This window comes from Bacillus badius NBRC 15713, assembly GCF_001591605.1.
Taxonomy (GTDB): domain Bacteria; phylum Bacillota; class Bacilli; order Bacillales; family Domibacillaceae; genus Pseudobacillus; species Pseudobacillus badius.
In genome coordinates this window covers 1-22,206 of record NZ_BCVF01000039.1, presented here as the reverse complement: position 1 = coordinate 22,206, position 22,206 = coordinate 1, and the positions used below count along the sequence as shown (strand labels likewise).

27 protein-coding genes are annotated in these 22,206 nt (G+C 45.7%); 26 read left to right on the top strand and 1 reads right to left on the bottom strand.

Annotation, left to right across the window (positions count from 1 at the left end):
* Positions 1-17: 17 nt before the first annotated feature.
* The 19 genes from rpiB to spoIID all read left to right on the top strand — a co-directional run bounded on the left by rpiB (position 18) and on the right by spoIID (position 16,170).
* Entirely contained in the window at positions 18-458 is a 441-nt protein-coding gene (rpiB, locus tag BBA02S_RS16345; RefSeq protein ID WP_041095415.1) for a ribose 5-phosphate isomerase B, read from the top strand.
* Positions 459-478: 20 nt separating this feature from the next.
* Positions 479-1,051: a TIGR01440 family protein gene (locus tag BBA02S_RS16340; protein WP_041113867.1), complete on the top strand. Its 573-nt coding sequence runs from the start codon at positions 479-481 to the stop codon at positions 1,049-1,051.
* A 175-nt stretch (positions 1,052-1,226) separates the two neighbouring features.
* Positions 1,227-2,462 (top strand): serine hydroxymethyltransferase, encoded by a 1,236-nt coding sequence (locus tag BBA02S_RS16335; RefSeq protein ID WP_041095413.1) that lies wholly within the window; start codon positions 1,227-1,229, stop codon positions 2,460-2,462.
* A gap of 197 nt (positions 2,463-2,659) precedes the next feature.
* Complete coding sequence (gene upp, locus BBA02S_RS16330; protein WP_041095411.1) at positions 2,660-3,289, top strand: uracil phosphoribosyltransferase; 630 nt, start codon at positions 2,660-2,662, stop codon at positions 3,287-3,289.
* Between the two features lie 21 nt (positions 3,290-3,310).
* Positions 3,311-4,450 carry a non-hydrolyzing UDP-N-acetylglucosamine 2-epimerase gene (gene wecB, locus BBA02S_RS16325; RefSeq protein WP_041095408.1) on the top strand — a complete coding sequence of 380 codons (1,140 nt, stop codon included), beginning with the start codon at positions 3,311-3,313 and terminating at the stop codon, positions 4,448-4,450.
* Between the two features lie 423 nt (positions 4,451-4,873).
* Positions 4,874-5,092 carry an AtpZ/AtpI family protein gene (locus BBA02S_RS16315; protein ID WP_041095404.1) on the top strand — a complete coding sequence of 73 codons (219 nt, stop codon included), beginning with the start codon at positions 4,874-4,876 and terminating at the stop codon, positions 5,090-5,092.
* Between the two features lie 6 nt (positions 5,093-5,098).
* The gene (locus BBA02S_RS16310) at positions 5,099-5,488 is read left to right on the top strand and encodes an ATP synthase subunit I (protein WP_041095402.1); all 390 of its coding nucleotides are present in this window, start codon (positions 5,099-5,101) and stop codon (positions 5,486-5,488) included.
* A 6-nt stretch (positions 5,489-5,494) separates the two neighbouring features.
* Positions 5,495-6,220 carry a F0F1 ATP synthase subunit A gene (atpB, locus tag BBA02S_RS16305; RefSeq protein WP_041095400.1) on the top strand — a complete coding sequence of 242 codons (726 nt, stop codon included), beginning with the start codon at positions 5,495-5,497 and terminating at the stop codon, positions 6,218-6,220.
* An 80-nt stretch (positions 6,221-6,300) separates the two neighbouring features.
* Positions 6,301-6,513 carry a F0F1 ATP synthase subunit C gene (atpE, locus tag BBA02S_RS16300; RefSeq protein ID WP_006838507.1) on the top strand — a complete coding sequence of 71 codons (213 nt, stop codon included), beginning with the start codon at positions 6,301-6,303 and terminating at the stop codon, positions 6,511-6,513.
* A 208-nt stretch (positions 6,514-6,721) separates the two neighbouring features.
* Positions 6,722-7,237: a F0F1 ATP synthase subunit B gene (gene atpF, locus BBA02S_RS16295; RefSeq protein ID WP_041095391.1), complete on the top strand. Its 516-nt coding sequence runs from the start codon at positions 6,722-6,724 to the stop codon at positions 7,235-7,237.
* On the top strand, positions 7,237-7,776 hold the full coding sequence (locus BBA02S_RS16290) for a F0F1 ATP synthase subunit delta (RefSeq protein WP_041095389.1): 540 nt from the start codon (positions 7,237-7,239) through the stop codon (positions 7,774-7,776). Before atpF ends, BBA02S_RS16290 begins: the two co-directional genes overlap by 1 nt.
* Positions 7,777-7,855: 79 nt before the next feature.
* Positions 7,856-9,364 (top strand): F0F1 ATP synthase subunit alpha, encoded by a 1,509-nt coding sequence (atpA, locus tag BBA02S_RS16285; RefSeq protein ID WP_041095387.1) that lies wholly within the window; start codon positions 7,856-7,858, stop codon positions 9,362-9,364.
* Positions 9,365-9,454: 90 nt separating this feature from the next.
* Positions 9,455-10,315 (top strand): ATP synthase F1 subunit gamma, encoded by an 861-nt coding sequence (atpG, locus tag BBA02S_RS16280; protein WP_041095385.1) that lies wholly within the window; start codon positions 9,455-9,457, stop codon positions 10,313-10,315.
* Between the two features lie 210 nt (positions 10,316-10,525).
* Positions 10,526-11,944 (top strand): F0F1 ATP synthase subunit beta, encoded by a 1,419-nt coding sequence (gene atpD, locus BBA02S_RS16275; protein WP_041095786.1) that lies wholly within the window; start codon positions 10,526-10,528, stop codon positions 11,942-11,944.
* 22 nt (positions 11,945-11,966) lie between these two features.
* Positions 11,967-12,374 carry a F0F1 ATP synthase subunit epsilon gene (locus BBA02S_RS16270; RefSeq protein WP_041095383.1) on the top strand — a complete coding sequence of 136 codons (408 nt, stop codon included), beginning with the start codon at positions 11,967-11,969 and terminating at the stop codon, positions 12,372-12,374.
* A 117-nt stretch (positions 12,375-12,491) separates the two neighbouring features.
* Positions 12,492-12,728 (top strand): DUF1146 family protein, encoded by a 237-nt coding sequence (locus BBA02S_RS16265; protein ID WP_041095381.1) that lies wholly within the window; start codon positions 12,492-12,494, stop codon positions 12,726-12,728.
* A 108-nt stretch (positions 12,729-12,836) separates the two neighbouring features.
* On the top strand, positions 12,837-13,658 hold the full coding sequence (locus BBA02S_RS16260) for a YwmB family TATA-box binding protein (protein WP_082040228.1): 822 nt from the start codon (positions 12,837-12,839) through the stop codon (positions 13,656-13,658).
* 29 nt (positions 13,659-13,687) lie between these two features.
* Entirely contained in the window at positions 13,688-14,989 is a 1,302-nt protein-coding gene (murA, locus tag BBA02S_RS16255; RefSeq protein WP_041095377.1) for a UDP-N-acetylglucosamine 1-carboxyvinyltransferase, read from the top strand.
* 167 nt (positions 14,990-15,156) lie between these two features.
* The gene (spoIID, locus tag BBA02S_RS16250; protein ID WP_041095375.1) at positions 15,157-16,170 is read left to right on the top strand and encodes a stage II sporulation protein D; all 1,014 of its coding nucleotides are present in this window, start codon (positions 15,157-15,159) and stop codon (positions 16,168-16,170) included.
* 24 nt (positions 16,171-16,194) lie between these two features.
* On the opposite strand, the gene BBA02S_RS16245 is transcribed toward spoIID, so the two are convergent.
* Positions 16,195-16,629: a VanZ family protein gene (locus BBA02S_RS16245; protein WP_041095373.1), complete on the bottom strand. Its 435-nt coding sequence runs from the start codon at positions 16,627-16,629 to the stop codon at positions 16,195-16,197.
* Between the two features lie 175 nt (positions 16,630-16,804).
* Here BBA02S_RS16245 and BBA02S_RS16240 point away from each other — a divergent pair, with 175 nt between their 5' ends.
* The 7 genes from BBA02S_RS16240 (at position 16,805) to fabZ (ending at position 21,994) form a co-directional block, all read left to right on the top strand.
* Positions 16,805-17,632 carry a stage II sporulation protein SpoIIQ gene (locus tag BBA02S_RS16240; RefSeq protein WP_041113801.1) on the top strand — a complete coding sequence of 276 codons (828 nt, stop codon included), beginning with the start codon at positions 16,805-16,807 and terminating at the stop codon, positions 17,630-17,632.
* A 333-nt stretch (positions 17,633-17,965) separates the two neighbouring features.
* Complete coding sequence (spoIIID, locus tag BBA02S_RS16235) at positions 17,966-18,247, top strand: sporulation transcriptional regulator SpoIIID (RefSeq protein ID WP_041095369.1); 282 nt, start codon at positions 17,966-17,968, stop codon at positions 18,245-18,247.
* Between the two features lie 206 nt (positions 18,248-18,453).
* Positions 18,454-19,455, top strand: coding sequence for a rod shape-determining protein (gene mreB, locus BBA02S_RS16230; RefSeq protein ID WP_041095367.1), 1,002 nt, complete (start codon positions 18,454-18,456; stop codon positions 19,453-19,455).
* 195 nt (positions 19,456-19,650) lie between these two features.
* Entirely contained in the window at positions 19,651-20,487 is an 837-nt protein-coding gene (locus BBA02S_RS16225; RefSeq protein ID WP_041095365.1) for a flagellar hook-basal body protein, read from the top strand.
* A gap of 22 nt (positions 20,488-20,509) precedes the next feature.
* Positions 20,510-21,328 carry a flagellar hook-basal body protein gene (locus BBA02S_RS16220; protein WP_041113800.1) on the top strand — a complete coding sequence of 273 codons (819 nt, stop codon included), beginning with the start codon at positions 20,510-20,512 and terminating at the stop codon, positions 21,326-21,328.
* A gap of 15 nt (positions 21,329-21,343) precedes the next feature.
* A complete protein-coding gene (locus tag BBA02S_RS16215) occupies positions 21,344-21,553 on the top strand; it encodes a DNA-directed RNA polymerase subunit beta (protein ID WP_041095361.1) in 210 nt (69 codons plus the stop codon).
* An 18-nt stretch (positions 21,554-21,571) separates the two neighbouring features.
* Complete coding sequence (fabZ, locus tag BBA02S_RS16210; protein WP_041095359.1) at positions 21,572-21,994, top strand: 3-hydroxyacyl-ACP dehydratase FabZ; 423 nt, start codon at positions 21,572-21,574, stop codon at positions 21,992-21,994.
* The last annotated feature ends 212 nt before the right edge of the window (positions 21,995-22,206 follow it).

Genomic DNA, 22,206 nt, shown 5'->3' with positions numbered 1-22,206 from the left:
AAAAGGAGATTAAACATATGAAAATTGCCATTGCATCCGATCATGGCGGAATCAATATCCGTGAAGAAATCAAGGGCTTGCTTGAGGAACTCGGGTTAGAATATGAGGACTTCGGCTGTGAATGCGGCACGTCTGTCGATTATCCGGATTATGCGCTTCCGGTAGCAGAAAAGGTCGCCAATGGAGAGTTTGACCGCGGCATTTTAATATGCGGAACAGGGATCGGGATGAGCATTGCCGCCAATAAAGTGAAAGGCATTCGCTGTGCGCTTGTGCATGATGTGTTCAGTGCCAAGGCGACAAGGGAACATAATAACAGCAATATGCTGGCGATGGGAGAGCGTGTCATTGGACCAGGGCTTGCCCGGGAAATTGCCAAAGTATGGCTGACAACTGATTATGAAGGCGGCCGTCATGAAAACCGTCTTAATAAGATTACATCGTATGAAGAAAAATAAAAGGGGAGGGATGAGCGTTGTTGCAGCTTAAAGAGTGGGAGCAGCAGCTTGACCGTCTGCTGCGGGAGTTTCAGCAGCAGGCCCGTCTCCAAAAAGGACAGACTGTTGTGATCGGCTGTTCAACTTCAGAAATTGCCGGCGAAAAGATCGGAACAGCCGGCACGCTGGAAATTGCTGAAATGGTGTACCGGCAATTGCAGGCATTTGCAGATGAGCATGAATGGCATCTCGCCTTTCAGTGCTGTGAACATTTAAACCGGGCGCTCGTTGTCGACCGGGAACAAGTCCAGCAGCAGCAGCTTGAAGAAGTGGCGGTGGTGCCGGTTCGGCAGGCCGGCGGATCGATGGCTGCGTATGCATTTAATCACAAGAAAGATAGCGCGGTGGTTGAATTTATCAAAGCTGACGCCGGCATTGATATCGGCGATACATTTATCGGCATGCATTTGAAACATGTGGCTGTTCCGCTGCGGACAAGCGTCAAAGAAGTGGGGCACGCGCATGTGACAATGGCCATGACGCGGCCGAAGCTGATCGGCGGTGTCCGCGCTGTTTACGAAAAAACGAATGCCAATGAGAAGTGTTCTGGATAATGTTAAGTTTTGACCGGCTTTTCGCGGAGAAGCCGGCTTTTTTTATTGAAAAAGATCGGATTTTCTATTTATTTCATTTGAAACGTGAAGAAAACATGTTAAAATATAAATGAATTTTAAAAATTGGCAATACATAAAGGCATATATCACGTTTAAAAACGGAAGGGGTTTGGAAATGAGTATTCTTAAAGAGCAGGACTCGGCTGTATTTGCGGCCATTCAAGACGAGTTAAAACGCCAGCAGTCGAAAATTGAATTAATCGCTTCGGAAAACTTTGTCAGCCAAGCGGTAATGGAAGCACAAGGCTCTGTATTAACGAACAAATATGCAGAAGGTTATCCAGGCAAGCGTTATTATGGCGGCTGCGAGCATGTGGATGTGGTGGAAAACCTGGCCCGCGACCGTGCGAAGCAAATTTTCGGCGGCGACCATGTGAACGTACAGCCTCACTCCGGTGCTCAAGCGAATATGGCTGTTTATTTCACTATATTGGAGCATGGTGATACCGTTCTTGGAATGAACTTATCACACGGCGGCCATTTAACTCACGGAAGCCCGGTTAACTTCAGCGGAGTGCAATACAACTTCATCGAGTACGGCGTCAGCAAAGAAAATCAGCAGATTGATTATGAAGATGTCCGCCAAAAAGCAGTGGAGCATAAGCCAAAGCTGATTGTTGCAGGCGCGAGTGCTTATCCGCGTGCTATTGATTTTGCGAAATTCCGTGAAATTGCAGATGAAGTCGGTGCTTACCTAATGGTCGACATGGCTCATATCGCCGGCCTTGTAGCAGCAGGTCTTCATGAAAGCCCGGTTCCTTACGCTGATTTCGTGACCACCACTACCCATAAAACGTTGCGCGGTCCGCGCGGCGGCATGATTATTTGCAAAGAAGAATTTGCCAAGAAAATTGACAAGTCTATTTTCCCTGGCATCCAAGGCGGCCCGCTTATGCACGTGATTGCCGCCAAAGCGGTTGCTTTCGGAGAAGCGCTCGATGACAGCTTCAAGACGTATGCACAGAAAATCATCGACAATGCTAAGCGTCTGGGAGAAGGCCTGGCGAAAGAAGGCATTCAGCTTGTATCAGGCGGCACCGATAACCACCTGCTGCTTATTGATCTGCAAACTCTTGGTTTAACAGGTAAAGTAGCAGAAAAGGTGCTAGATGATATTGGAATCACTTCTAACAAAAACACAATTCCGTTTGACCCGGAAAGCCCGTTTGTCACAAGCGGTATCCGTATCGGTACGGCAGCGGTCACTTCACGCGGCTTTGATTTAGAAGCAATGGATGAAGTCGCAGCTATTATCAGCTCAGCATTGAAACATCATGAGGATGAAGCGGTTCTTAAAGAATTGAGCCAGCGTGTGGCGGACTTAACAGCGAAATATCCTTTATATAGTTAAATGAGCAGCTCTGGAATGAAAATTTTTCATTCCGGGGCTTTTTATATTTTCCCATTTGTTCTTCTTGGGCTTTTTATGTAAAATTAGAAGGAAGCTTGCTGAAAGAAGTTGAAGAATGGCTGCGTGTGCGGCTTATTTTTTTGCCATCGGAAGCTAGCATGGATCAGTTGATATATTAATACAAGGGAGCGATAATTTTGGGAAAAGTATATGTATTCGATCACCCATTAATCCAGCATAAGTTGACTATTATACGCGACAAAGAAACGGGAACGAAAGAATTCCGTGAATTAGTAGATGAAGTATCCACGTTAATGGCCTTTGAAATTACACGTGATCTGCCGCTTCAGGAAGTAAAAATTCAAACACCGGTATGTGAAGCCAATGCAAAAACGCTTGCCGGCAAAAAGCTCGGCATTGTGCCGATTCTGCGCGCCGGCATCGGCATGGTAGACGGCATTTTAAAGCTGATTCCAGCTGCCAAAGTCGGCCATGTCGGCCTGTATCGCGATCCAGCTACGCTAAAGCCTGTTGAATATTATGTGAAACTTCCGTCTGATGTTGAAGAGCGTGATTTCATCGTTGTTGATCCAATGCTTGCTACAGGCGGATCAGCCACTGAAGCGATTCACTCTTTGAAAAAACGCGGTGCGCAAAACATTAAATTTATGTGTTTAGTGGCTGCGCCTGAGGGAGTAGAGGTTCTGCAGGAAGACCACCCGGATGTAGATATCTATATTGCTGCTTTAGATGAGAAGTTAAATGAAAAAGGCTACATTGTACCAGGATTAGGAGATGCAGGCGACCGCCTGTTTGGAACAAAATAATTAGAAGTAGGTGCAAATAAGATGAACCGCCCGATTAAAGTAATGACTATTTTTGGAACGCGTCCGGAAGCAATTAAGATGGCTCCGCTCGTTCTGGAATTGCAGAAACATCCCGAGCAGTTTGAATCGATTGTGACCGTAACCGCACAGCACCGGCAAATGCTGGACCAAGTGCTGGAAATCTTCAAAATCACTCCTGATTTTGATTTAAACATTATGAAAGACCGCCAGACGCTGATTGATGTGACAACGCGCGGGCTGGAGGGGCTTGACCGGATAATGAAGGAAGTCAAGCCGGATATCGTACTCGTGCATGGCGACACGACGACAACATTTGTGGCGAGCCTGGCTGCTTTTTATAACCAAATTGCGGTTGGCCATGTAGAAGCCGGACTTCGCACATGGAATAAATATTCTCCATTCCCGGAGGAAATGAACCGTCAATTAACTGGAGTCATTGCGGATCTTCACTTCTCCCCGACGGACCAAGCGGAGGAGAACCTGCTGAACGAAGGAAAAAAAGCGGAAACGATTTTTGTTACGGGCAACACGGCGATCGATGCATTAAAGACAACCGTCAAAGACAGCTACAGCCACAAAGTGCTTGATCAGCTGGGCAGCGACCGTCTTGTCTTGATGACGGCCCACCGCCGGGAAAACCTTGGCGAGCCGATGCGCAGTATGTTCCGGGCGATCAAGCGGCTTGTGGAAGAAAACGGCGACATTCAAGTCGTTTATCCTATGCATATGAATCCGGTTGTTCGAGAAATTGCCGGCGACATTCTTGGCAATGACCCGCGCATTCATCTCATTGAGCCGCTCGATGTAATTGATTTCCATAACTTCGCGGCAAGAGCCCACTTGATTTTGACTGATTCTGGCGGCGTGCAGGAAGAAGCGCCTTCCCTCGGTGTGCCGGTTCTCGTTCTTCGGGATACAACGGAGCGCCCGGAAGGAATTAAGGCCGGCACATTAAAGCTTGCCGGTGTAGATGAAGAAACGATTTATCAAATGGCGACTGAACTGCTGAAGGATGAAGCGGAATATGAAAAAATGTCCAAAGCATCCAATCCTTACGGAGATGGCGAAGCGTCCCGCCGAATTTGCGAGGCGATCCGTTATTATTTCCAGGCAACGACTGAAAAGCCTGACCGGTTTTAATGTAAGAGAGCTGTTGAATACGTCTCTACAATAAACACAGATGAAGGTTTCCCGGCGGATTGAAATGAAGCCGGTTTTAGAGAAGAAAGAGGGGCCGACCCAAAAAGTCATGTTTCATGACCTTTCGGGACAGCCCCTTCTTAAAGTATTCAGCGGTATTATTCTGCCGAAGACCCTAGCGAAAAGATGTAATTTTTGCAATTATTTTTTACTTATCGTCCTTTATAAGCAAAACTTATGGGAAGATTTGAAATTTGATCAATTTGTGAAATATAAGCTACAATTTTTGAGGTTTTTTTTAGTATGCGTTGACATTAAAATACCCCTATTGTATGCTTACAAAGGGAAAAGAGCAAATACTATGAACTGAGCGTAAACGCTTTTTTTTTAGGTAGAACCCACGGTGGGCAGGAGTGTTATTAGATGAAGGGCCGTAAAAATGCGTTTAAGGCGATGGCGTTATACAGCACGATTTTAGCGCAGCTGACAGGATCCATCCTGATTGGAATATTTGCCGGACGCTGGCTTGACGGAACATGGAAAACTGAACCACTTTTTTTAATCATCGGACTGCTCTTAGGATTAACTGCGGGCATTTTTTCTATGCTTAAGACAGTTAACCATTTCAATTCGGAGGATTAATCAATTATGGGGGAACTTCAGCACTCGCTGACCAGACATAGAAAGTACTTATTATATTTGCTCGCCATCTTTGTTTTCTGCTGGGGAACTACGTCTTATAAGGCGGTTTTCGGCGGCCTCATTCTTGGAACGGCTTTTAGCTTGTTCAACCACTGGTTAATGTTGAAGCGAATGCACCGTTTCAACACCGCACTTGAGCGCGGCAATAAAGTTCAATCGCTGGGCACTATGTCTAGAATGGCATCCGCTGGCGTTGCTGCTATCATTGCCCTTCGTTATCCGGACCATTTCAACATAATCAGTACAGTTTTGGGATTAATGGCATCCTATATTGTCATTATGATAGATTTTTTTATTCATTTTCTAATAAAGAGAAAAACCGGGGAAGAGAGGTGAAAACAGTTGCATCACGAAAATCCATTATATCATTGGGAAGTGTTTGACGGTTTTACATTAACTTTCAACTTGGCCAACGTATTAATGATTACCGTTGCCAGCGCAATCGTTTTCTTGATTGCAGTCATTTCCACAAGAAAATTGGCAATGAAGCCTACTGGGCTGCAAAACTTTTTTGAGTGGATCATGGACTTTGTGAAGGGGATCGTCAAGAGTAACATGGACTGGAAAACAGGAGGACGTTTCCATGTTCTTGGAATTACGCTGCTTATGTACATTGCAGTTTCCAACTTTCTTGGTCTTCCATTTTCAGTGGTAAAAGATGGCGTGCTCTGGTGGAAATCTCCAACAGCAGACCCGGTGATCACTTTAACGCTTGCCGTTATGGTTGTCGCTCTGTCACATTACTATGGAATTAAAATGAAAGGCTTTGCCGAATACGGAAGAGATTATTTCCGTCCAATGGGATTTTTATTCCCATTGAAAATTGTAGAGGAGTTCGCTAATACGCTCACTCTCGGCCTACGGCTTTACGGGAACATCTTTGCCGGTGAGATCCTTTTAGGTTTGCTGGCAGGAGGTCTTGCGACAGGATTTGGCGGAACTTTAGCCGCGATTATCCCTACATTAGCATGGCAAGGATTCTCAGTCTTTGTCGGTGGAATTCAGGCTTTTATCTTCACTATGTTAACAATGGTTTATATTGCTCACAAAGTGAGCAGCGACCATTAAAATATACCCAGTTCATTTAATGAACAAACCTATTTTTAAACAAATACATTATTTATACATTTAAAGGAGGAAATTTTAAAATGGGTCTTTTAGCAGCAGCAATCGCAATCGGTTTAGCCGCACTTGGTGCAGGTATCGGTAACGGTCTTATCGTATCTAGAACAGTGGAAGGTATCGCTCGTCAACCAGAAGCTCGCGGTATGCTTCAAACAACAATGTTCATCGGGGTAGCGTTAGTAGAGGCGATTCCTATCATCGCTGTAGTTATCGCGTTCATGGTTCAAGGCCAATAATAACAGCACAAGCGCCTGGCCTGTCCAGGCGCCGTAGCTGGACAAGGTTTAAATATTCAGGGATTTTTGTTCCAATGGCGAAGATCATTCCAAGCGAACCTTCGCCATTGCTTTATGTTCGAAGTGTAACAAGCAGTTCCATTCTTTTTATACAGACCTTTCCCTTGAGAAGGGGAGGGGGGAAACTCTTGAAAGGAGTGAAGTGGGCGTGTTAGCAAACGCATTCGTACTTGGATCGTCAGCTGGTTTTAACGGCGGCGACATCTTGTTCCAATTAGCAATGTTCATTATTTTACTAGCGCTGATTAAGAAGTTTGCTTGGGGACCATTAATGGGAATCATGCAGCAGCGTGAAGATCATATCGCATCCGAAATCGATGCGGCGGAAAAAAGCCGGATCGAAGCGAATAAGTTATTGGAAGAAACTCGCGCAGAATTAAAAGCCTCTCGCCAGCAAGCTCAAGAAATTATTGAGAATGCTAAGAAGGTGGGCGACAGCCAAAAAGCAGAAATCATTGCGGCTGCTCGTGCAGAAGCTGAGCGTCTGAAAGAATCTGCTAAGATGGAAATCGAACAGCAGACTGAACAGGCAATGGCAGCGCTTCGTGAGCAAGTGGCTTCTTTATCTGTATTGATTGCTTCTAAAGTAATTGAAAAAGATTTAAGCGCAGCAGATCAAGAAAAATTAATTAACGAGTATATCCAAGAGGCAGGGGAAGAGTGATGAGTGATTCCGTAGTGGCGAAACGCTATGCGCTGGCTCTTTTCGAAATTGCCAAAGAACATCAGCAGCTCCAAGAAATTGGTGAAGAGCTGCAAGTGGTGAAAGCGGTATTTGAGGAAAACAAAGGATTGCTTCCTTTGCTTGAATCGCCAAAGCTGACAATTGAAGAAAAACAAGCACTCGTAAAGAATGCTTTTTCAGAAGCTTCAATTTATGTAGCTAATCTATTAATGCTTTTAATAGAGCGGCACCGTGAAGGAGATATTACGGCTGTTGCCGATGCTTATGTGAATTTAGCGAATGAAGAGCAGGGGCTTGCAGAAGCAACTGTTGAATCGGTGCGTCCTTTAACAGAAGAAGAAACACACCAAATCTCTATTAAATTCGCGAAGAAAGTCGGCAAACAAGCATTAAAGATTAACAATATTGTTAATCCGCAATTACTCGGCGGCTTAAAAGTCCGCATCGGCAACCGTATTTTCGACGGCAGCCTGCGCGGCAAACTAAACCGTTTAGAGCAGCAGCTTATTACGAAGTAACAAGAAAAGCGAGAGGCGCTGCTTGGCGGCGTCCTTCGATCGAATACAACTACTATAATTATTATGAGGGGTGAAATTCATGAGCATCAAAGCTGAAGAAATCAGTGCGCTGATTAAAAAGCAGATTGAGAACTTCCAGTCAGATATTACAGTAAACGATGTTGGTACAGTTATCCAAGTTGGTGACGGTATCGCTCGTGCTCATGGCCTCGACAATGTCATGGCTGGAGAACTGCTTGAGTTCTCAAACGGTGTCATGGGTATGGCACAGAACTTAGAAGAAAACAACGTAGGTATCATCATTCTCGGACCTTTCAGAGATATCCGTGAAGGCGATGAAGTCCGCCGTACCGGCCGCATCATGGAAGTACCGGTTGGGGAAGAATTAATCGGACGCGTTGTAAACTCTCTTGGACAGCCTGTAGACGGTCTTGGCCCAATCAATACAACGAAAACTCGTCCAATTGAAAGCCCGGCAACTGGCGTTATGGACCGTAAATCTGTTCATGAGCCATTACAAACCGGTATTAAAGCGATTGATGCCCTTGTGCCAATCGGACGCGGACAACGTGAATTAATCATCGGTGACCGCCAAACAGGTAAAACAACTGTAGCGATCGATACAATTCTTAACCAAAAAGACCAGGATATGGTTTGTATTTATGTAGCGATTGGACAAAAAGAATCAACTGTTCGCGGAACGGTTGAAACGCTCCGTAAACACGGTGCTCTTGACTACACAATCGTTGTTACAGCTTCTGCTTCTTCACCTGCACCAATGCTTTTCCTTGCTCCATATGCAGGTGTATCAATGGCTGAAGAATTTATGTTTAACGGCAAGCACGTTCTGATTGTATATGATGATTTATCTAAACAAGCAGCCGCTTACCGTGAACTTTCCTTATTATTACGCCGTCCTCCAGGTCGTGAAGCTTACCCTGGTGACGTTTTCTACTTGCACTCCCGTTTACTTGAGCGTGCAGCTAAATTGAACGATGACTTAGGAGCAGGTTCTATTACCGCTCTTCCATTCGTTGAAACACAAGCGGGCGATATCTCTGCTTACATTCCAACGAACGTTATCTCTATCACTGACGGACAGATCTTCTTACAGTCTGACCTCTTCTTCTCAGGCGTGCGTCCTGCGATCAACGCCGGTCTTTCTGTATCCCGTGTTGGTGGATCTGCCCAAATTAAAGCAATGAAAAAAGTAGCTGGTACACTTCGTCTGGATTTGGCTGCTTACCGTGAGCTTGAAGCGTTTGCTCAGTTCGGTTCTGATCTTGATAAAGCGACGCAAGCGAAACTGAATCGCGGAGCGCGTACAGTTGAAGTATTGAAGCAAGACTTGAACAAACCGCTCAAGGTTGAAAAGCAAGTAGTTATTCTTTATGCGCTGACACGCGGTCTTCTGGACGATATTCCAGTTAAAGATATCCGCCGCTTTGAAGATGAGCTATTAAGCTGGTTAGATCACAACCATACAAACGTGTTAGATCATATTCGCAAAACGAAAGAGCTCGCTTCTGATGACGATATGAAAGCAGCCATCAACGAGTTCAAAAAATCGTTCGCGAAATCTGAATAATTATCCAGAACTTTAAAAGCGGGAGTGGATCCTCAAGATCCTTCCCTCTTTCTAGGTAAATTTCTAACATAAAAAGGGTGGTGAGAACCAGTGGCATCGTTACGCGACATAAAGACTCGGATTACTTCTACTAAAAAGACGAGCCAGATCACAAAAGCGATGGAAATGGTCTCCGCTTCTAAATTGAGCCGTGCTGAAACAAATGCTAAATCATTTGTTCCTTACATGGAAAAAATTCAGGAAGTAGTCGCCTCCATTGCTCTTGGCAGCAAAGATGTAACACATCCGATGCTAGTCTCCCGCCCCGTTAAAAAAACCGGGTATTTGGTGATTACCTCAGACCGCGGTTTGGCGGGAGCTTATAACAGCAGCATTCTTCGCCTTGTCAGCAACACAATTAAAGAACGTCATTCTTCTCCAGATGAATACGTGATTATCGCAGTTGGACGCATGGGCCGCGACTATTTCCTTCACAGAGGAATGAATGTGGCTTTAGATATCGTAGGCCTGCCTGATCAGCCTGTTTTCTCTGACATTAAAGACATTGCGAACAAAGCGGTCAGCTTATTCTCCGAAGGAATGTACGATGAATTGTACATGTACTATAACCACTTTGTCAGCGCGATCCAGCAAGATGTTACAGAAAAGAAAGTGCTGCCTTTAACAGATATTGCTCCTTCTTCTAACAAACTGACGGCTTATGAATTTGAACCGGCAGCTGAAGAAATTATGGAAGTCCTTCTTCCGCAATATGCAGAAAGCTTAATCTATGGAGCACTTCTTGACGGCAAAGCCAGTGAACATGCTGCCCGGATGTCTGCGATGAAAACAGCAACAGACAACGCGAAAGAATTAATTGATACACTAACATTGCAATATAACCGTGCACGCCAAGCGGCAATCACACAAGAAATTACAGAGATTGTCGGCGGAGTAGCGGCGTTAGAATAGTTAAGAAAAGCGAGCCGACTGTTTGGCCCCGACAAGCATAAGACGATCCAATTGGAAGGTTGCCCTGTAACCTTCCGGGTGGAACGGCTTATGACCTCGAGGGGCAAGGAGGCGCAGCTGGACAAAAGAAAAGCGGAAGGCGCTGTTCTGCGCCTGCCGTTCGACATAAACATCACGATAGATTGGACGATTACGATAGGAGGGAAAGAGATGAACAAAGGACGCGTTCTTCAAGTTATGGGTCCGGTTGTTGACGTAAAGTTTGAAAGCGGTCAGCTGCCTGATATCTATAACGCGTTAAAAGTGCAAATCGGTGCACAATCTGATAAAGACGCTGTTGAATTAACATTGGAAGTGGCGCTTCACTTAGGTGATGACACTGTACGGACAATTGCCATGGCTTCAACAGACGGCTTACAGCGTAACACAGAAGTAATTGACATGGGTCAGCCAATCTCTGTACCAGTAGGAAATATAACCCTCGGACGTGTATTTAACGTACTTGGTGAAACAATTGACTTAAATGAAGAAATCCCTGCAGAAGCTGAGCGCAATGCGATTCACCGCGCGGCGCCTACTTTCCAGCAGCTTTCTACAGAAGTAGAAATCCTGGAAACTGGTATCAAAGTAGTAGACTTGCTTGCTCCGTACATCAAAGGCGGTAAGATTGGTCTCTTCGGAGGTGCCGGTGTAGGTAAAACGGTTCTTATTCAGGAATTGATTAACAACATCGCCCAAGAGCATGGCGGTATCTCTGTATTCGCCGGTGTTGGAGAGCGTACTCGTGAAGGAAACGACCTTTACCACGAGATGAGCGACTCTGGCGTTATCAGCAAAACAGCGATGGTCTTCGGACAAATGAACGAGCCTCCTGGCGCGCGTATGCGTGTAGCGCTGACAGGTTTGACAATGGCGGAATACTTCCGTGATGAGCAAGGACAAGACGTTCTTTTCTTCATCGATAACATCTTCCGTTTCACACAAGCAGGTTCCGAGGTTTCTGCCCTTTTAGGCCGTATGCCTTCTGCCGTTGGTTACCAGCCGACACTTGCTACAGAAATGGGTCAATTGCAAGAGCGGATCACATCTACAAGCGTAGGTTCTGTTACATCTATCCAAGCGATTTACGTACCGGCCGATGACTACACGGATCCGGCTCCGGCTACAACATTCGCTCACTTGGATGCAACAACAAACCTTGAGCGTAAACTCTCAGAAATGGGTATTTACCCAGCGGTGGATCCATTGGCTTCTACATCTCGTGCCCTTTCTCCGGAAATCGTTGGAGAAGAGCATTATAATGTAGCTCGCCAAGTGCAGCAAACATTGCAGCGTTACAGAGAGCTTCAAGATATCATTGCGATCCTTGGTATGGATGAGCTTTCTGAAGAAGATAAATTGGTCGTAGGCCGTGCCCGCCGCATCCAATTCTTCTTATCACAAAACTTCCACGTGGCCGAGCAGTTCACTGGTCAGCCAGGTTCTTACGTGCCGGTTCAAGACACAGTTCGCGGATTTAAAGAGATTCTTGAGGGTAAATACGACAACCTTCCTGAAGATGCATTCCGTCTTGTCGGCGGCATCGAAGAGGTTGTTGCAAAAGCAAAAGAAATGGGCGTAGAGGTATAATACGGGACCAGGGGGTTAAACAATGAAGACATTTAAAGTCAGTATCGTCACTCCTGATGGCCCGGCGTACGAAGCGGATGTTGAAATGGTAAGTGCCAAAGCTCAAAGCGGTGAGCTTGGCATTTTACCGGGACATATTCCGATGGTCGCCCCTTTACAAGTTGGCGCTGTTCGCTTAAACAAAGGCGCTGGAAAACCTGATTTGGTCGCGGTCAGCGGCGGATTTTTAGAAGTCCGTCCAGATCAGGTGACGATATTAGCACAAGCGGCTGAAACAGCGGAAAATATTGATGTTGCCCGGGCGAAAGAAGCTAAGATGAGAGCGGAAAACCGCCTGAGCAATAAACAAGACAATATAGATATTCAACGTGCTGAATTAGCATTGAAACGGGCAATTAACCGTATTGACGTTTATGAAGGCAGAGCGTAACAAATGAAAAAAACCTTCCGGAAACGGGAGGTTTTTTCACTCATAGAAAAACCAGCACTGCTTTCGCCAGGGGCTAGATGGTAAATATTTTAATTAAGTAGATAAGGGGGGATAGTGATGATGGCAAATTTCGGCCAAGATGCATTGTTCAGTATTTTGTCACATTTGGTTTTTATCGGTTTATCGTTTTGGGCGCTTCAGGCCGTTCGCCTAGATCAGCTCATCAAAGCTAACCACATCTTCCAAGCACGCTTGCTATTCGTGGTTTTGTCCATTGCGATCGGTTCAACGGTTAGCAATTTCTTCCTTGATTACTTCTTGTGGTCCCGCCAATTGCCGCTTTTATTCCAATAAAATTTTAAAATAGTTCTTCCTACAGGCTTGTATTTTTTTCTATTTTGTATATTATTTCTTTAGGGAGTTTTTATATTCTCCCCCCATTTCTTATAAACAAGTGAATAGATGAACAAATCATATTGTCGACAAAGCATGCAATTTGTCGTGTTTTTCCCTGTTTATCTTTTCCCAGCCAGGCCAAACTGGTTGCTAAGGGAGAGGATATCAATGAATCTACTAAAAAAGAGATATTATGTTTTGTTGGGGTGTTTCATTGTAATTTTGTTAGGGAATAACACAATGGCAGATAGTGAAAGCAAACCTTTGCTGCTTTTGACTGACAGTGTGAAAGGTGTGGATGGATCGATTGAAGAGTGGACCTTACATACTCGCGAACGCTTAACAGAAAAGCCGGATGAGGCAGCGAATCGGCTGCACGCATCGTTAACCGGTTGGCAAGAGTCAGCCTTTAACAAAGGGAATACGGACGGCTACGTCTTTGAACATACGCAAGGATCGGTTCAACAGAAGATCGAAATTGTTTCTTCAGACACAGCCGGCGGTGTTGCCTATATGCTTTACTCGGTTACTGCTGCTGACGAAGAGGAAATAAGAGCCTTTTTTTCAAAGGAATTTGCCGCTATATATTCACAAATCTTTCACGGAAAGCCACGGGTATTTACTTGTATAAAAGGGAAGTTTGATGGTACACTTGAAGAAGTTTTGTCAAATCAACTTTCTGCATTGTTATCAGGCTGGAAAGCCGAAAAAAGAGAAGCAGTTTCTGAAAAGAATTTTTATTCTTTATCTATGTATTCCGAGCGTTTCGGGAGCGACCTTCCGCTTTCAAAACGTGAAATGAATGTACAAGTTGGACTAAGAAAAAAACAAAGAGGCTCTGAGACAAATTTTGTGATAGGCACGCCTCTCATTACGATTGAATATTAATATATAAATTGGACGCGGAGGGGAAAAGTTTGGAAAAAATTATCGTCCGCGGCGGTAATAAACTAAGTGGAACTGTGAAAGTCGAAGGAGCAAAAAATTCAGTTCTGCCAGTCATCGCCGCTACATTATTAGCCAGTAAAGGAAAGAGTGTGATTCGGGATGTACCGACTCTCTCTGATGTATATACAATAAATGAAGTACTTCGCCATTTAAATTGCCAAGTGCATTTTGAAAATAATATCGTCACAGTAGACGCATCTGAAGAGTTATTCGTTGAGGCGCCGTTTGAGTATGTACGCAAAATGCGGGCGTCTGTTCTTGTCATGGGTTCATTGCTTGCGCGCACAGGGAAAGCGAGAGTGGCTCTTCCGGGCGGCTGTGCCATCGGTTCCCGCCCAATCGACCAGCATTTAAAAGGCTTCGAAGCTATGGGTGCAGTGGTACGGGTAGAAAACGGCTTTATCGAGGCAGAAGTAACGAAGCGGCTAAAAGGCGCGAAAATCTATCTTGATTTTCCGAGCGTCGGCGCAACAGAAAACATTATGATGGCCGCTGCATTGGCTGAAGGCACGACTATTCTTGAAAATTCAGCGAAAGAGCCTGAGATTGTCGATCTGGCTAATTTAATTAATGCAATGGGCGGAAAAATCGTCGGTGCCGGAACAGAAACGATTCGGATCGAAGGCGTTGAAGAACTTCAAGGAGCCGACCACGCGATCATTCCTGACCGCATTGAAGCCGGCACGTTTATGGTAGCTGCAGCGATCACGGGCGGAGATGTGGTCGTTCAGGGAGCGGTGCCGGAGCACATGTCTTCATTAATTGCTAAAATGAAGGAAATGGGTGTGCAAATTATTGAGGAAGATAATGGTGTCCGTGTGATCGGTCCTGAAACATTGAAGCCGGTCGACATCAAAACAATGCCTCACCCTGGGTTCCCGACAGATATGCAGTCACAGATGATGGCGCTTCTGTTAAAAGCCCAAGGAACCAGCATGATTACCGAAACAGTGTTTGAAAATCGCTTTATGCATGTCGAGGAATTCCGCCGCATGAATGTCAACATTAAAATTGAAGGCCGTTCGGTCATCATTAATGGCCCGTCTGATGTACAAGGGGCTGAAGTAGCAGCAACGGACTTGCGTGCAGCAGCTGCGCTGATTTTAGCCGGGCTTGTTGGCGAGGGGTATACACGCGTGACAGAACTGAAGCATCTTGACCGCGGATATGTGAACTTCCACGGCAAGCTGGCAGCTCTTGGAGCGGATATTATTCGCGTAAAAGAAGAAACACCTGCTTCTGAAAAAGTCATTACGGATATTAATGCTTAAGAACAAAGAACTGTTCTGCCTGCGGGCGGGACAGTTTTTTTTATTTACCTCCTGCAGATACTTCCAACTAAAAGGAAATATGGGTGTCATATCCAGAGGTTGCCCGCCATATCCTTAAATGTGGGTAACCTTTGTACCCAATCTGATAAATGGAGGCCTCTGATTTGATGAAAAAACGACATTCACTTTCTTTTTTGCTTGCCGGACTTGTCGCAGTTGCTGTTATTCTCCCTTCACTGCTCGTTATCTTGTTTTCATCAGGAAAAGAGGAGCTAGCGGCCGGACTGCCGCACCAGAAGGCGCCTAAAGAGGTGCAGGAGCAGCCTGCCTTGGATGTGGCAGTGTTTCGTTCTGGCACAAAGAAAACGGAAACGTTTCCGCTGGAGGAATATGTGGCTGGTGTCGTGGCAGCGGAAATGCCGGCTTCCTTTGAGAAAGAAGCACTGAAAGCCCAAGCGTTAACAGCAAGAACATTTATTATTAAACAAATGATGAGCGGAAGCAAAGTGAACGGACAGGCGAATGTTACCGATACCGTCGCGCATCAAGTGTTTAAAACGAAGGAGGAGCTGAAACAGCTCTGGGGAAAAGATTTTGACTGGAAATCCAAAAAAATCAATGAAGCTGTTCAGGAAACAGCTGGTCAGGTCATTACATATAACGGGGCCCCTATTACAGCTTCTTTTTTTTCGACAAGCAACGGCTACACAGAGAACTCAGAGGATTACTGGAACGAGCCGCTGCCTTACTTAAAAAGCGTGGCCAGTCCGTGGGATGAATCGTCCCCTGAATACAGCACGAAGCAAACGATGCCTCTTGCCGAGTTTGAAAGAAAGCTTGGAATATCCGTCAACGGCAAAGAGGAGGCGGGAACGATTACAGGACGTACAGAAGGCAAGCGCATCGCCTCAGTGAAAATCGGCGGGAAAGAATTTTCAGGCCGGGAAGTGAGGGAAAAGCTGGAGCTGCCTTCTTCTGATTTCAACTGGGTGCTGAAGTCGGGTGAGGTCATCATCACGACGAAAGGCTACGGGCACGGCGTCGGAATGAGCCAATACGGAGCCAACGGAATGGCGAAAGAAGGAAAAAACTATAAACAAATCATCGCCCATTATTATCAGCAAACCAAAATCGAAACAGCCAAAAACTTTGTCAAGGAAACCGTTACGGCCAAAAAATAACTCCTTGCCGATAGAGGCAAGGAGTTAGGAGCTGACCCAATGGGTGAACTTATTCATCAGGCGGCTGATCAAGCTGTTCGGCCGCTGAAAGTACGTGAACTGGACGATCAAAAAGCAGACGAATACGCCGGTTACATCTTTCACAGCATCAATGACCGTTGCGGAACGGGAGGGAACAAACGCCTGGTGAATTTCATCGATGAATCCGTAAAAGCAGGCGATTAAAGCCGCCGCTAAGTGGGCCGCGCTCGTAAAGCGTCCGTGCGCTAAAAACGCATGAACAATTAAAATATATAAAATCGCAAATTCAATTAAATGCAGGGACTCTTTAAAAAAGCGGTCCGCTTCGCTTTGAGGAAGTTCAATAATCGCGTTATCCGGCATACTGGACATGATCCATACTGCCGCCATATAAACGAACGGAGCGATCGTGGACAAGCCCTTTGCCAACTTTTTCAATTAACTACACCACCTTAGCCGAATATAAGATTGATCTCATTCTATCATGATTTTCTGCGCTCTTATTTTTGGTTTTGTGGCATATTTATAACGATTTTTCCAGAAACGAAAATTTTTCCAAATTGACGTATAGATTCCCTGAAATGTGTTCACACTGGTTGCTGAGGTGATGAACATGAGAGAGGAAGAAAAGAAAAACACTTCTCAAAAAATGAAGAAAATCGTTAAAAATCGCTGGGTCTTCCCTGCTGTCTACTTAATGAGTGCCGCCATTTTAATTTCAGGCATTATCTGGTACCAAATGGCAGGATCGGGGAAAGAGCAAGTGAAGGGACCGCAAGAAAGCGCAGTCGATGAAGGAATGTTTAATCAGCCGGCGGAAGAAGTCAATTCATCTGTGGAACCAATGGCTTTGCCTTTCAAGCATGAAGACAAAGCAGTGATTAAGACAAATTTCTATGATGAAAAGGCCTCTGCAAAGGAACAACAAGAAGCTCTCGTAGTCTATAATAATACGTACCATCCAAACACAGGAATTGATTATGCAGTGAGGGGCGGCAAAACATTTAATGTGACGGCAGCCTTAAGCGGAAAAGTAGTCAAGGTCGAGGAAAATGATGCATTGCTCGGCAACGTCATTGTCATTGAGCATGCTGACGGTTTTGTGACACAATATCAATCGGTGCAAGATATCCAAGTAGAAAAAGGCGATCAAGTGGCGCAAGGTGATGTCATCGCGAAAGCCGGCAAGAGCCTGTTAAATGAAAAAGCGGGCACGCATCTTCATTTTGAAGTGCGCAAGGACAAAGTCGCGATCAATCCGCAGAACTGCTTTGACAAAACAGTAGCGGCGATTCAAGAGTCTATCCAGCCGGTGCAAGCGGAAAAGTCAGCGGATAAAGAATCAGAAGAATCTGTGGAGCAAACGGAAGAAAGCCCTTCTGATCAGGAACAAAACAGCAGTACAATCGAAGAGAAAGAACAAAGCGACAGCAATTCGTAACAGACGGGGCAGCTCTTGATGGGCTGCTTTTTTCTTTTTATGTAGAAAGCCGCCTAACTGGACATTTATTTCCCCTTCCTGTACATATTTTTCCTGCTTCGTCAATATAGTAATAATAAAACCTGTATAAAGACAAAGGGATGGTTTGAGGTGAGGAATCGTTAGACGGACAAATACCTGATGATAACAAGAGCAGTCTAGTTGCGGAAGAAAAGAAAGTGAAAGCTTTCTTTCCGTGTGCGGGCACTGCTGCATGCGGATTTATATTATTTCATTCAAGCGAAAGCGAGTCTCATTTCACACGTCTCACATCCAATGAAGGAGGCGAGCGGTGTGCACGATTACATCAAGGAGAGGACGATCAGGATTGGCAAGTATATCGTGGAGACAAGAAAAACTGTGCGGGTGATTGCGAAAGAGTTTGGTGTATCGAAGAGTACAGTGCATAAAGACCTGACAGAACGCCTTCCGGAGGTGAACCCGGAGCTGGCTCAGCAGGTGAAGGAGATCCTGGACTATCATAAGTCGATTCGTCACCTGCGCGGGGGAGAAGCGACGAAGAAGAAATATTCGGCCGCCTTAAAAAAGGCGAGCGGTTCAGGAGCTGAAGTGTAATCATTCGCATAAATAAAAAGGAAATCTGCCTCCTGCGGGCGGATTTTTTTGCGCGGAAAGAAACAAAGAAAGTTTACAAATAATCCGGCTTTTTCCTGGCAAGTATGATAAAATAAAAAATTGGGAACTCCTCATCTTTGTACGAAAAATAGAGATAAAAAGATGGAAATAAATAAAACTATTGAATAAAAAGGGGGGCTGCTCTAATGATTTCAAAAGATATTGGAATTGATTTGGGGACAGCAAATGTATTGATTCACGTAAAAGGACAAGGAATCGTCTTAAATGAGCCATCTGTCGTAGCCATTGACAAGAACACAAACAAAGTGCTTGCTGTCGGCGAAGAGGCACATCGCATGGTCGGCAGAACGCCGGGGAATATCGTGGCTATCCGCCCGCTGAAGGACGGGGTTATCGCTGACTTCGATGTGACAGAGTCTATGCTGAAATATTTTCTGAACAAACTGAATGTTAAGGGCTTACTTTCTAAGCCGCGCATTTTAATTTGCTGTCCGACAAATATTACAAGCGTTGAGCAAAAAGCGATTCGCGAAGCGGCAGAAAAAAGCGGCGGAAAAACGGTCTATTTGGAAGAAGAGCCGAAGGTAGCAGCAGTTGGAGCCGGCATGGATATTTTTGAGCCAAGCGGCAATATGGTTGTTGATATCGGCGGCGGCACAACAGATGTGGCTGTGTTATCAATGGGTGCCATTGTTACAGCGGCTTCCATTAAAATGGCTGGCGACAATTTCAACAATGAAATTTTAAATTACATTAAGAAAGAATATAAATTGCTGATCGGTGAACGGACAGCTGAAGATATCAAGATTACAATAGGCAGCGTGTATCCGGGCGGCCGCAGTGAAGAGATGGAGATTCGCGGACGTGACATGGTTTCCGGGCTTCCGCGCCTATTAGCTGTCAATTCTGAAGAAATCGAAATGGCCCTTAGGGAATCAATCGCTGTAATCGTGCAAGCGGCGAAAGATGTACTGGAACAAACACCTCCTGAGCTGTCAGCTGATATTATTGACCGCGGAGTGATCTTGACCGGAGGCGGAGCCTTGCTTCACGGCATTGACCAGCTGCTGGCCGAGGAATTGAAGGTACCGGTGTTTATCGCTGAAAACCCAATGGACAGCGTGGCAGTAGGCACAGGGATTATGCTTGAGAATATTGATAAATTATCAAAAGTCAAATTGGCATAAACGAGGTGAGTTGCTCATCTCGTTTTTTTTTCAAATGTGTATTTAAATTCACCTATATTATTAATCTTTTCTAGTTTTTGGCCGATGAAAAAGAGTGGTATAATAAAGCAAGCCATTTGAAATTACTTGTAAAGAAATCCACAGTTTCTAAAAGATAAAGATTAATAAAAGAACCTATGGTAATGAGGTGGATATATGTTTCGCGGATTTTATACAGCAGCTTCAGGAATGATTGCCCAGCAGCGGCGGACTGAAATGCTTTCTAACAATATGGCTAATGCCAACACCCCAGGCTATAAGGCGGACCGTTCTTCATTGCGCGCTTTTCCGGAAATGCTCTTGCAGCGGATGGATCAAGTGTCCGTGCCTGTCCAAAAACAGTTGAATCTTCCGCTTGAGCGGCGCGTTGGTGCCGTGAATACCGGTGTCTACATGCAGGAGACCATGCCGGATTTTTCCCAAGGAGATCTGCGGGAAACCGGGCTGAGAACGGATGTGGCTCTGGTGGATGTCAATGTTCCTGTGAATGAAGATACTGGACAAAAAGGAATGCTTTTCTTTAAAATACAAGGTCAAGACGGCGTTGAGCGCTATACGCGCAACGGCAACTTTACCCTGGACAGCGCCGGCTTTTTAACAACAGCGGCCGGCCATTATGTTCTTGATCCGGCTGGAAACCGGATTCAGCTGAACTCAGATAACATAGCGATTGATGAAACCGGCCAGATTACGGAGGAAGGAAGACCGGCTGGCCGGATCGGCCTGGCTTTTGCGGAAGACCCGAACCGTTTGATTAAGGAAGGGAACGGCCTGCTTCGCCTCCAAACGGGCACGCTTCCGGCTGCTGCCGGTCAAAACAATGTGCAGTTTCGGATGCAGCAGGGCTTCCTGGAGGGCTCCAATACTGATGCCGGCCGCTCGATGACGGATATGATGTCCGCCTATCGGACATTTGAAGCGAATCAGAAGGTCTTAGCCGCTTACGACCGCAGCATGGAGAAAGCCGCAAATGAAATAGGCCGAGTGAACTAATCTTCCCGGGAGAGGATACTGAATGAATCAAACACTGATTACATCTGCTAATACATTAAGCCAATTACAGCAAAGGCTGGACATACTCAGCCATAATATCGCAAACATTGATACAACTGGATACAAGCGTCGGGAAGCTACTTTCACAGACTTGATGAATCAGAATGTGCAAAACATGCTGCGCACAGACGCGGAGACGGGCCGCTTAACCCCGAATGGCATTCGCATGGGGACAGGAGCAAGAATTAGCCAGTCACAGCTTGTGGGGGCGCAAGGGTCCATCATACAGACAGGCCGCAAGCTCGACTTGGCGTTCACGAAAGAAAATCAATTTTTTAAAGTGCTGGTGCAGGAGAACGGCCGCGGCAAGGTGCATTACACACGCGACGGATCATTTGCTGTGACTCCGGTGAACGGCAATGAGGTGATGCTCGTAACAAAGGAGGGGCATCCGGTTCTTGATGAAAGCAACCAGCCGATTACCTTCAACCCCAATAACGGTGACATCATGCTGGAAGCCGGGGGCAGGCTGCGGGCAGGCGGACAAGCGTTCAACCTTGGAGTCGTTGAGGTGAAACGGCCGCAATTTTTGACGCAAGCAGGATCCAACTTGTTAACGCTGCCGGACAATCCGGCTGTGGCGGAAAACGAAATTTTGCAGGATGTAACAGCTGCGGGCCGCACCGATATTGCCATACAGCAAAGCGCATTGGAGAAATCGAATGTTGACCTTGCGAAAGAAATGGCGGACTTGACGAACGTGCAGCGCTCCTATCAATTCCAGTCCCGCTCGATCTCTCTGGCCGACCAAATGATGGGGCTTATTAACGGCGTACGCTAGAGGGGACGAAACGACGTGACTGACGACTTACACAAAAATAAGAAAAAGCGCACCAGGCTGACGCCTTTAGGCCGATTTGTTGTTAGTTTGTTTTGGCTTATCGTTTTTGCGACAGCTGGAGCGATCGTTGGCTACAGCATCGTTGGCAATGGAAATCCCCTTGAGGTTTTCCTGCCTCAAACATGGATCCACTTAGTGGAAGTGCTAGTGAATAGCTTATTATAACGTGCATGGAGGAGAAAAATGTTAGATATTCAGCAGATTAAAGACATTATTCCGCACCGCTATCCCTTTCTTCTTGTTGACCGCATCCTTGAAGTGGAAGAGGGAAAGAGAGCAGTCGGCATCAAAAATGTAACGGCGAATGAAGAGTTCTTTAACGGCCATTTTCCGGACTACCCGGTAATGCCGGGCGTTCTGATTGTTGAGGCGCTCGCTCAAGTAGGAGCAGTAGCTATGCTGATGAAAGAGGAAAACCGCGGTAAGCTCGCTTTTTTCGGGGGCATTGACAGCTGCCGCTTTAAGCGCCAAGTCGTGCCTGGAGACCAGCTTCGCCTCGAAGTGGAAATGACGCGCTTGCGGGGACCAGTCGGCAAAGGCAAGGCCGTGGCCACAGTAAATGGCGAATTGGCCTGCGAAGCAGAAATTACATTTGCTTTGAAATAATCAACAACAAAGGAGTTCGGAATGGTCTTATTCCGAACTCCTTTTTGTGTGTTAAAACAATCCAAGTAATATGCCCTTTCATCCTAAAAAAATAGCCTCGATTTGGCAACGCCCGTAAACCCCATACTCCAAGAGACAGTCCATTTTCCTAATAGGAGAGCGCCCCTATTTTGTAAATCCCGCTGATTGGAATGGAAGCCGCGCAGACTCCT

What these genes read in the sequence shown, in the direction of transcription:
- rpiB (WP_041095415.1), top strand. Translation starts at nt 18, where the DNA reads ATGAAAATTGCCATTGCATCCGATCATGGCGGAATCAATATCCGTGAA.
- BBA02S_RS16335 (WP_041095413.1), top strand. Translation starts at nt 1,227, where the DNA reads ATGAGTATTCTTAAAGAGCAGGACTCGGCTGTATTTGCGGCCATTCAA.
- wecB (WP_041095408.1), top strand. Translation starts at nt 3,311, where the DNA reads ATGAACCGCCCGATTAAAGTAATGACTATTTTTGGAACGCGTCCGGAA.
- BBA02S_RS16315 (WP_041095404.1), top strand. Translation starts at nt 4,874, where the DNA reads ATGAAGGGCCGTAAAAATGCGTTTAAGGCGATGGCGTTATACAGCACG.
- BBA02S_RS16310 (WP_041095402.1), top strand. Translation starts at nt 5,099, where the DNA reads ATGGGGGAACTTCAGCACTCGCTGACCAGACATAGAAAGTACTTATTA.
- atpE (WP_006838507.1), top strand. Translation starts at nt 6,301, where the DNA reads ATGGGTCTTTTAGCAGCAGCAATCGCAATCGGTTTAGCCGCACTTGGT.
- BBA02S_RS16290 (WP_041095389.1), top strand. Translation starts at nt 7,237, where the DNA reads ATGAGTGATTCCGTAGTGGCGAAACGCTATGCGCTGGCTCTTTTCGAA.
- atpA (WP_041095387.1), top strand. Translation starts at nt 7,856, where the DNA reads ATGAGCATCAAAGCTGAAGAAATCAGTGCGCTGATTAAAAAGCAGATT.
- atpD (WP_041095786.1), top strand. Translation starts at nt 10,526, where the DNA reads ATGAACAAAGGACGCGTTCTTCAAGTTATGGGTCCGGTTGTTGACGTA.
- BBA02S_RS16270 (WP_041095383.1), top strand. Translation starts at nt 11,967, where the DNA reads ATGAAGACATTTAAAGTCAGTATCGTCACTCCTGATGGCCCGGCGTAC.
- BBA02S_RS16265 (WP_041095381.1), top strand. Translation starts at nt 12,492, where the DNA reads ATGATGGCAAATTTCGGCCAAGATGCATTGTTCAGTATTTTGTCACAT.
- BBA02S_RS16260 (WP_082040228.1), top strand. Translation starts at nt 12,837, where the DNA reads ATGAACAAATCATATTGTCGACAAAGCATGCAATTTGTCGTGTTTTTC.
- spoIID (WP_041095375.1), top strand. Translation starts at nt 15,157, where the DNA reads ATGAAAAAACGACATTCACTTTCTTTTTTGCTTGCCGGACTTGTCGCA.
- BBA02S_RS16240 (WP_041113801.1), top strand. Translation starts at nt 16,805, where the DNA reads ATGAGAGAGGAAGAAAAGAAAAACACTTCTCAAAAAATGAAGAAAATC.
- mreB (WP_041095367.1), top strand. Translation starts at nt 18,454, where the DNA reads ATGATTTCAAAAGATATTGGAATTGATTTGGGGACAGCAAATGTATTG.
- BBA02S_RS16225 (WP_041095365.1), top strand. Translation starts at nt 19,651, where the DNA reads ATGTTTCGCGGATTTTATACAGCAGCTTCAGGAATGATTGCCCAGCAG.
- BBA02S_RS16220 (WP_041113800.1), top strand. Translation starts at nt 20,510, where the DNA reads ATGAATCAAACACTGATTACATCTGCTAATACATTAAGCCAATTACAG.
- fabZ (WP_041095359.1), top strand. Translation starts at nt 21,572, where the DNA reads ATGTTAGATATTCAGCAGATTAAAGACATTATTCCGCACCGCTATCCC.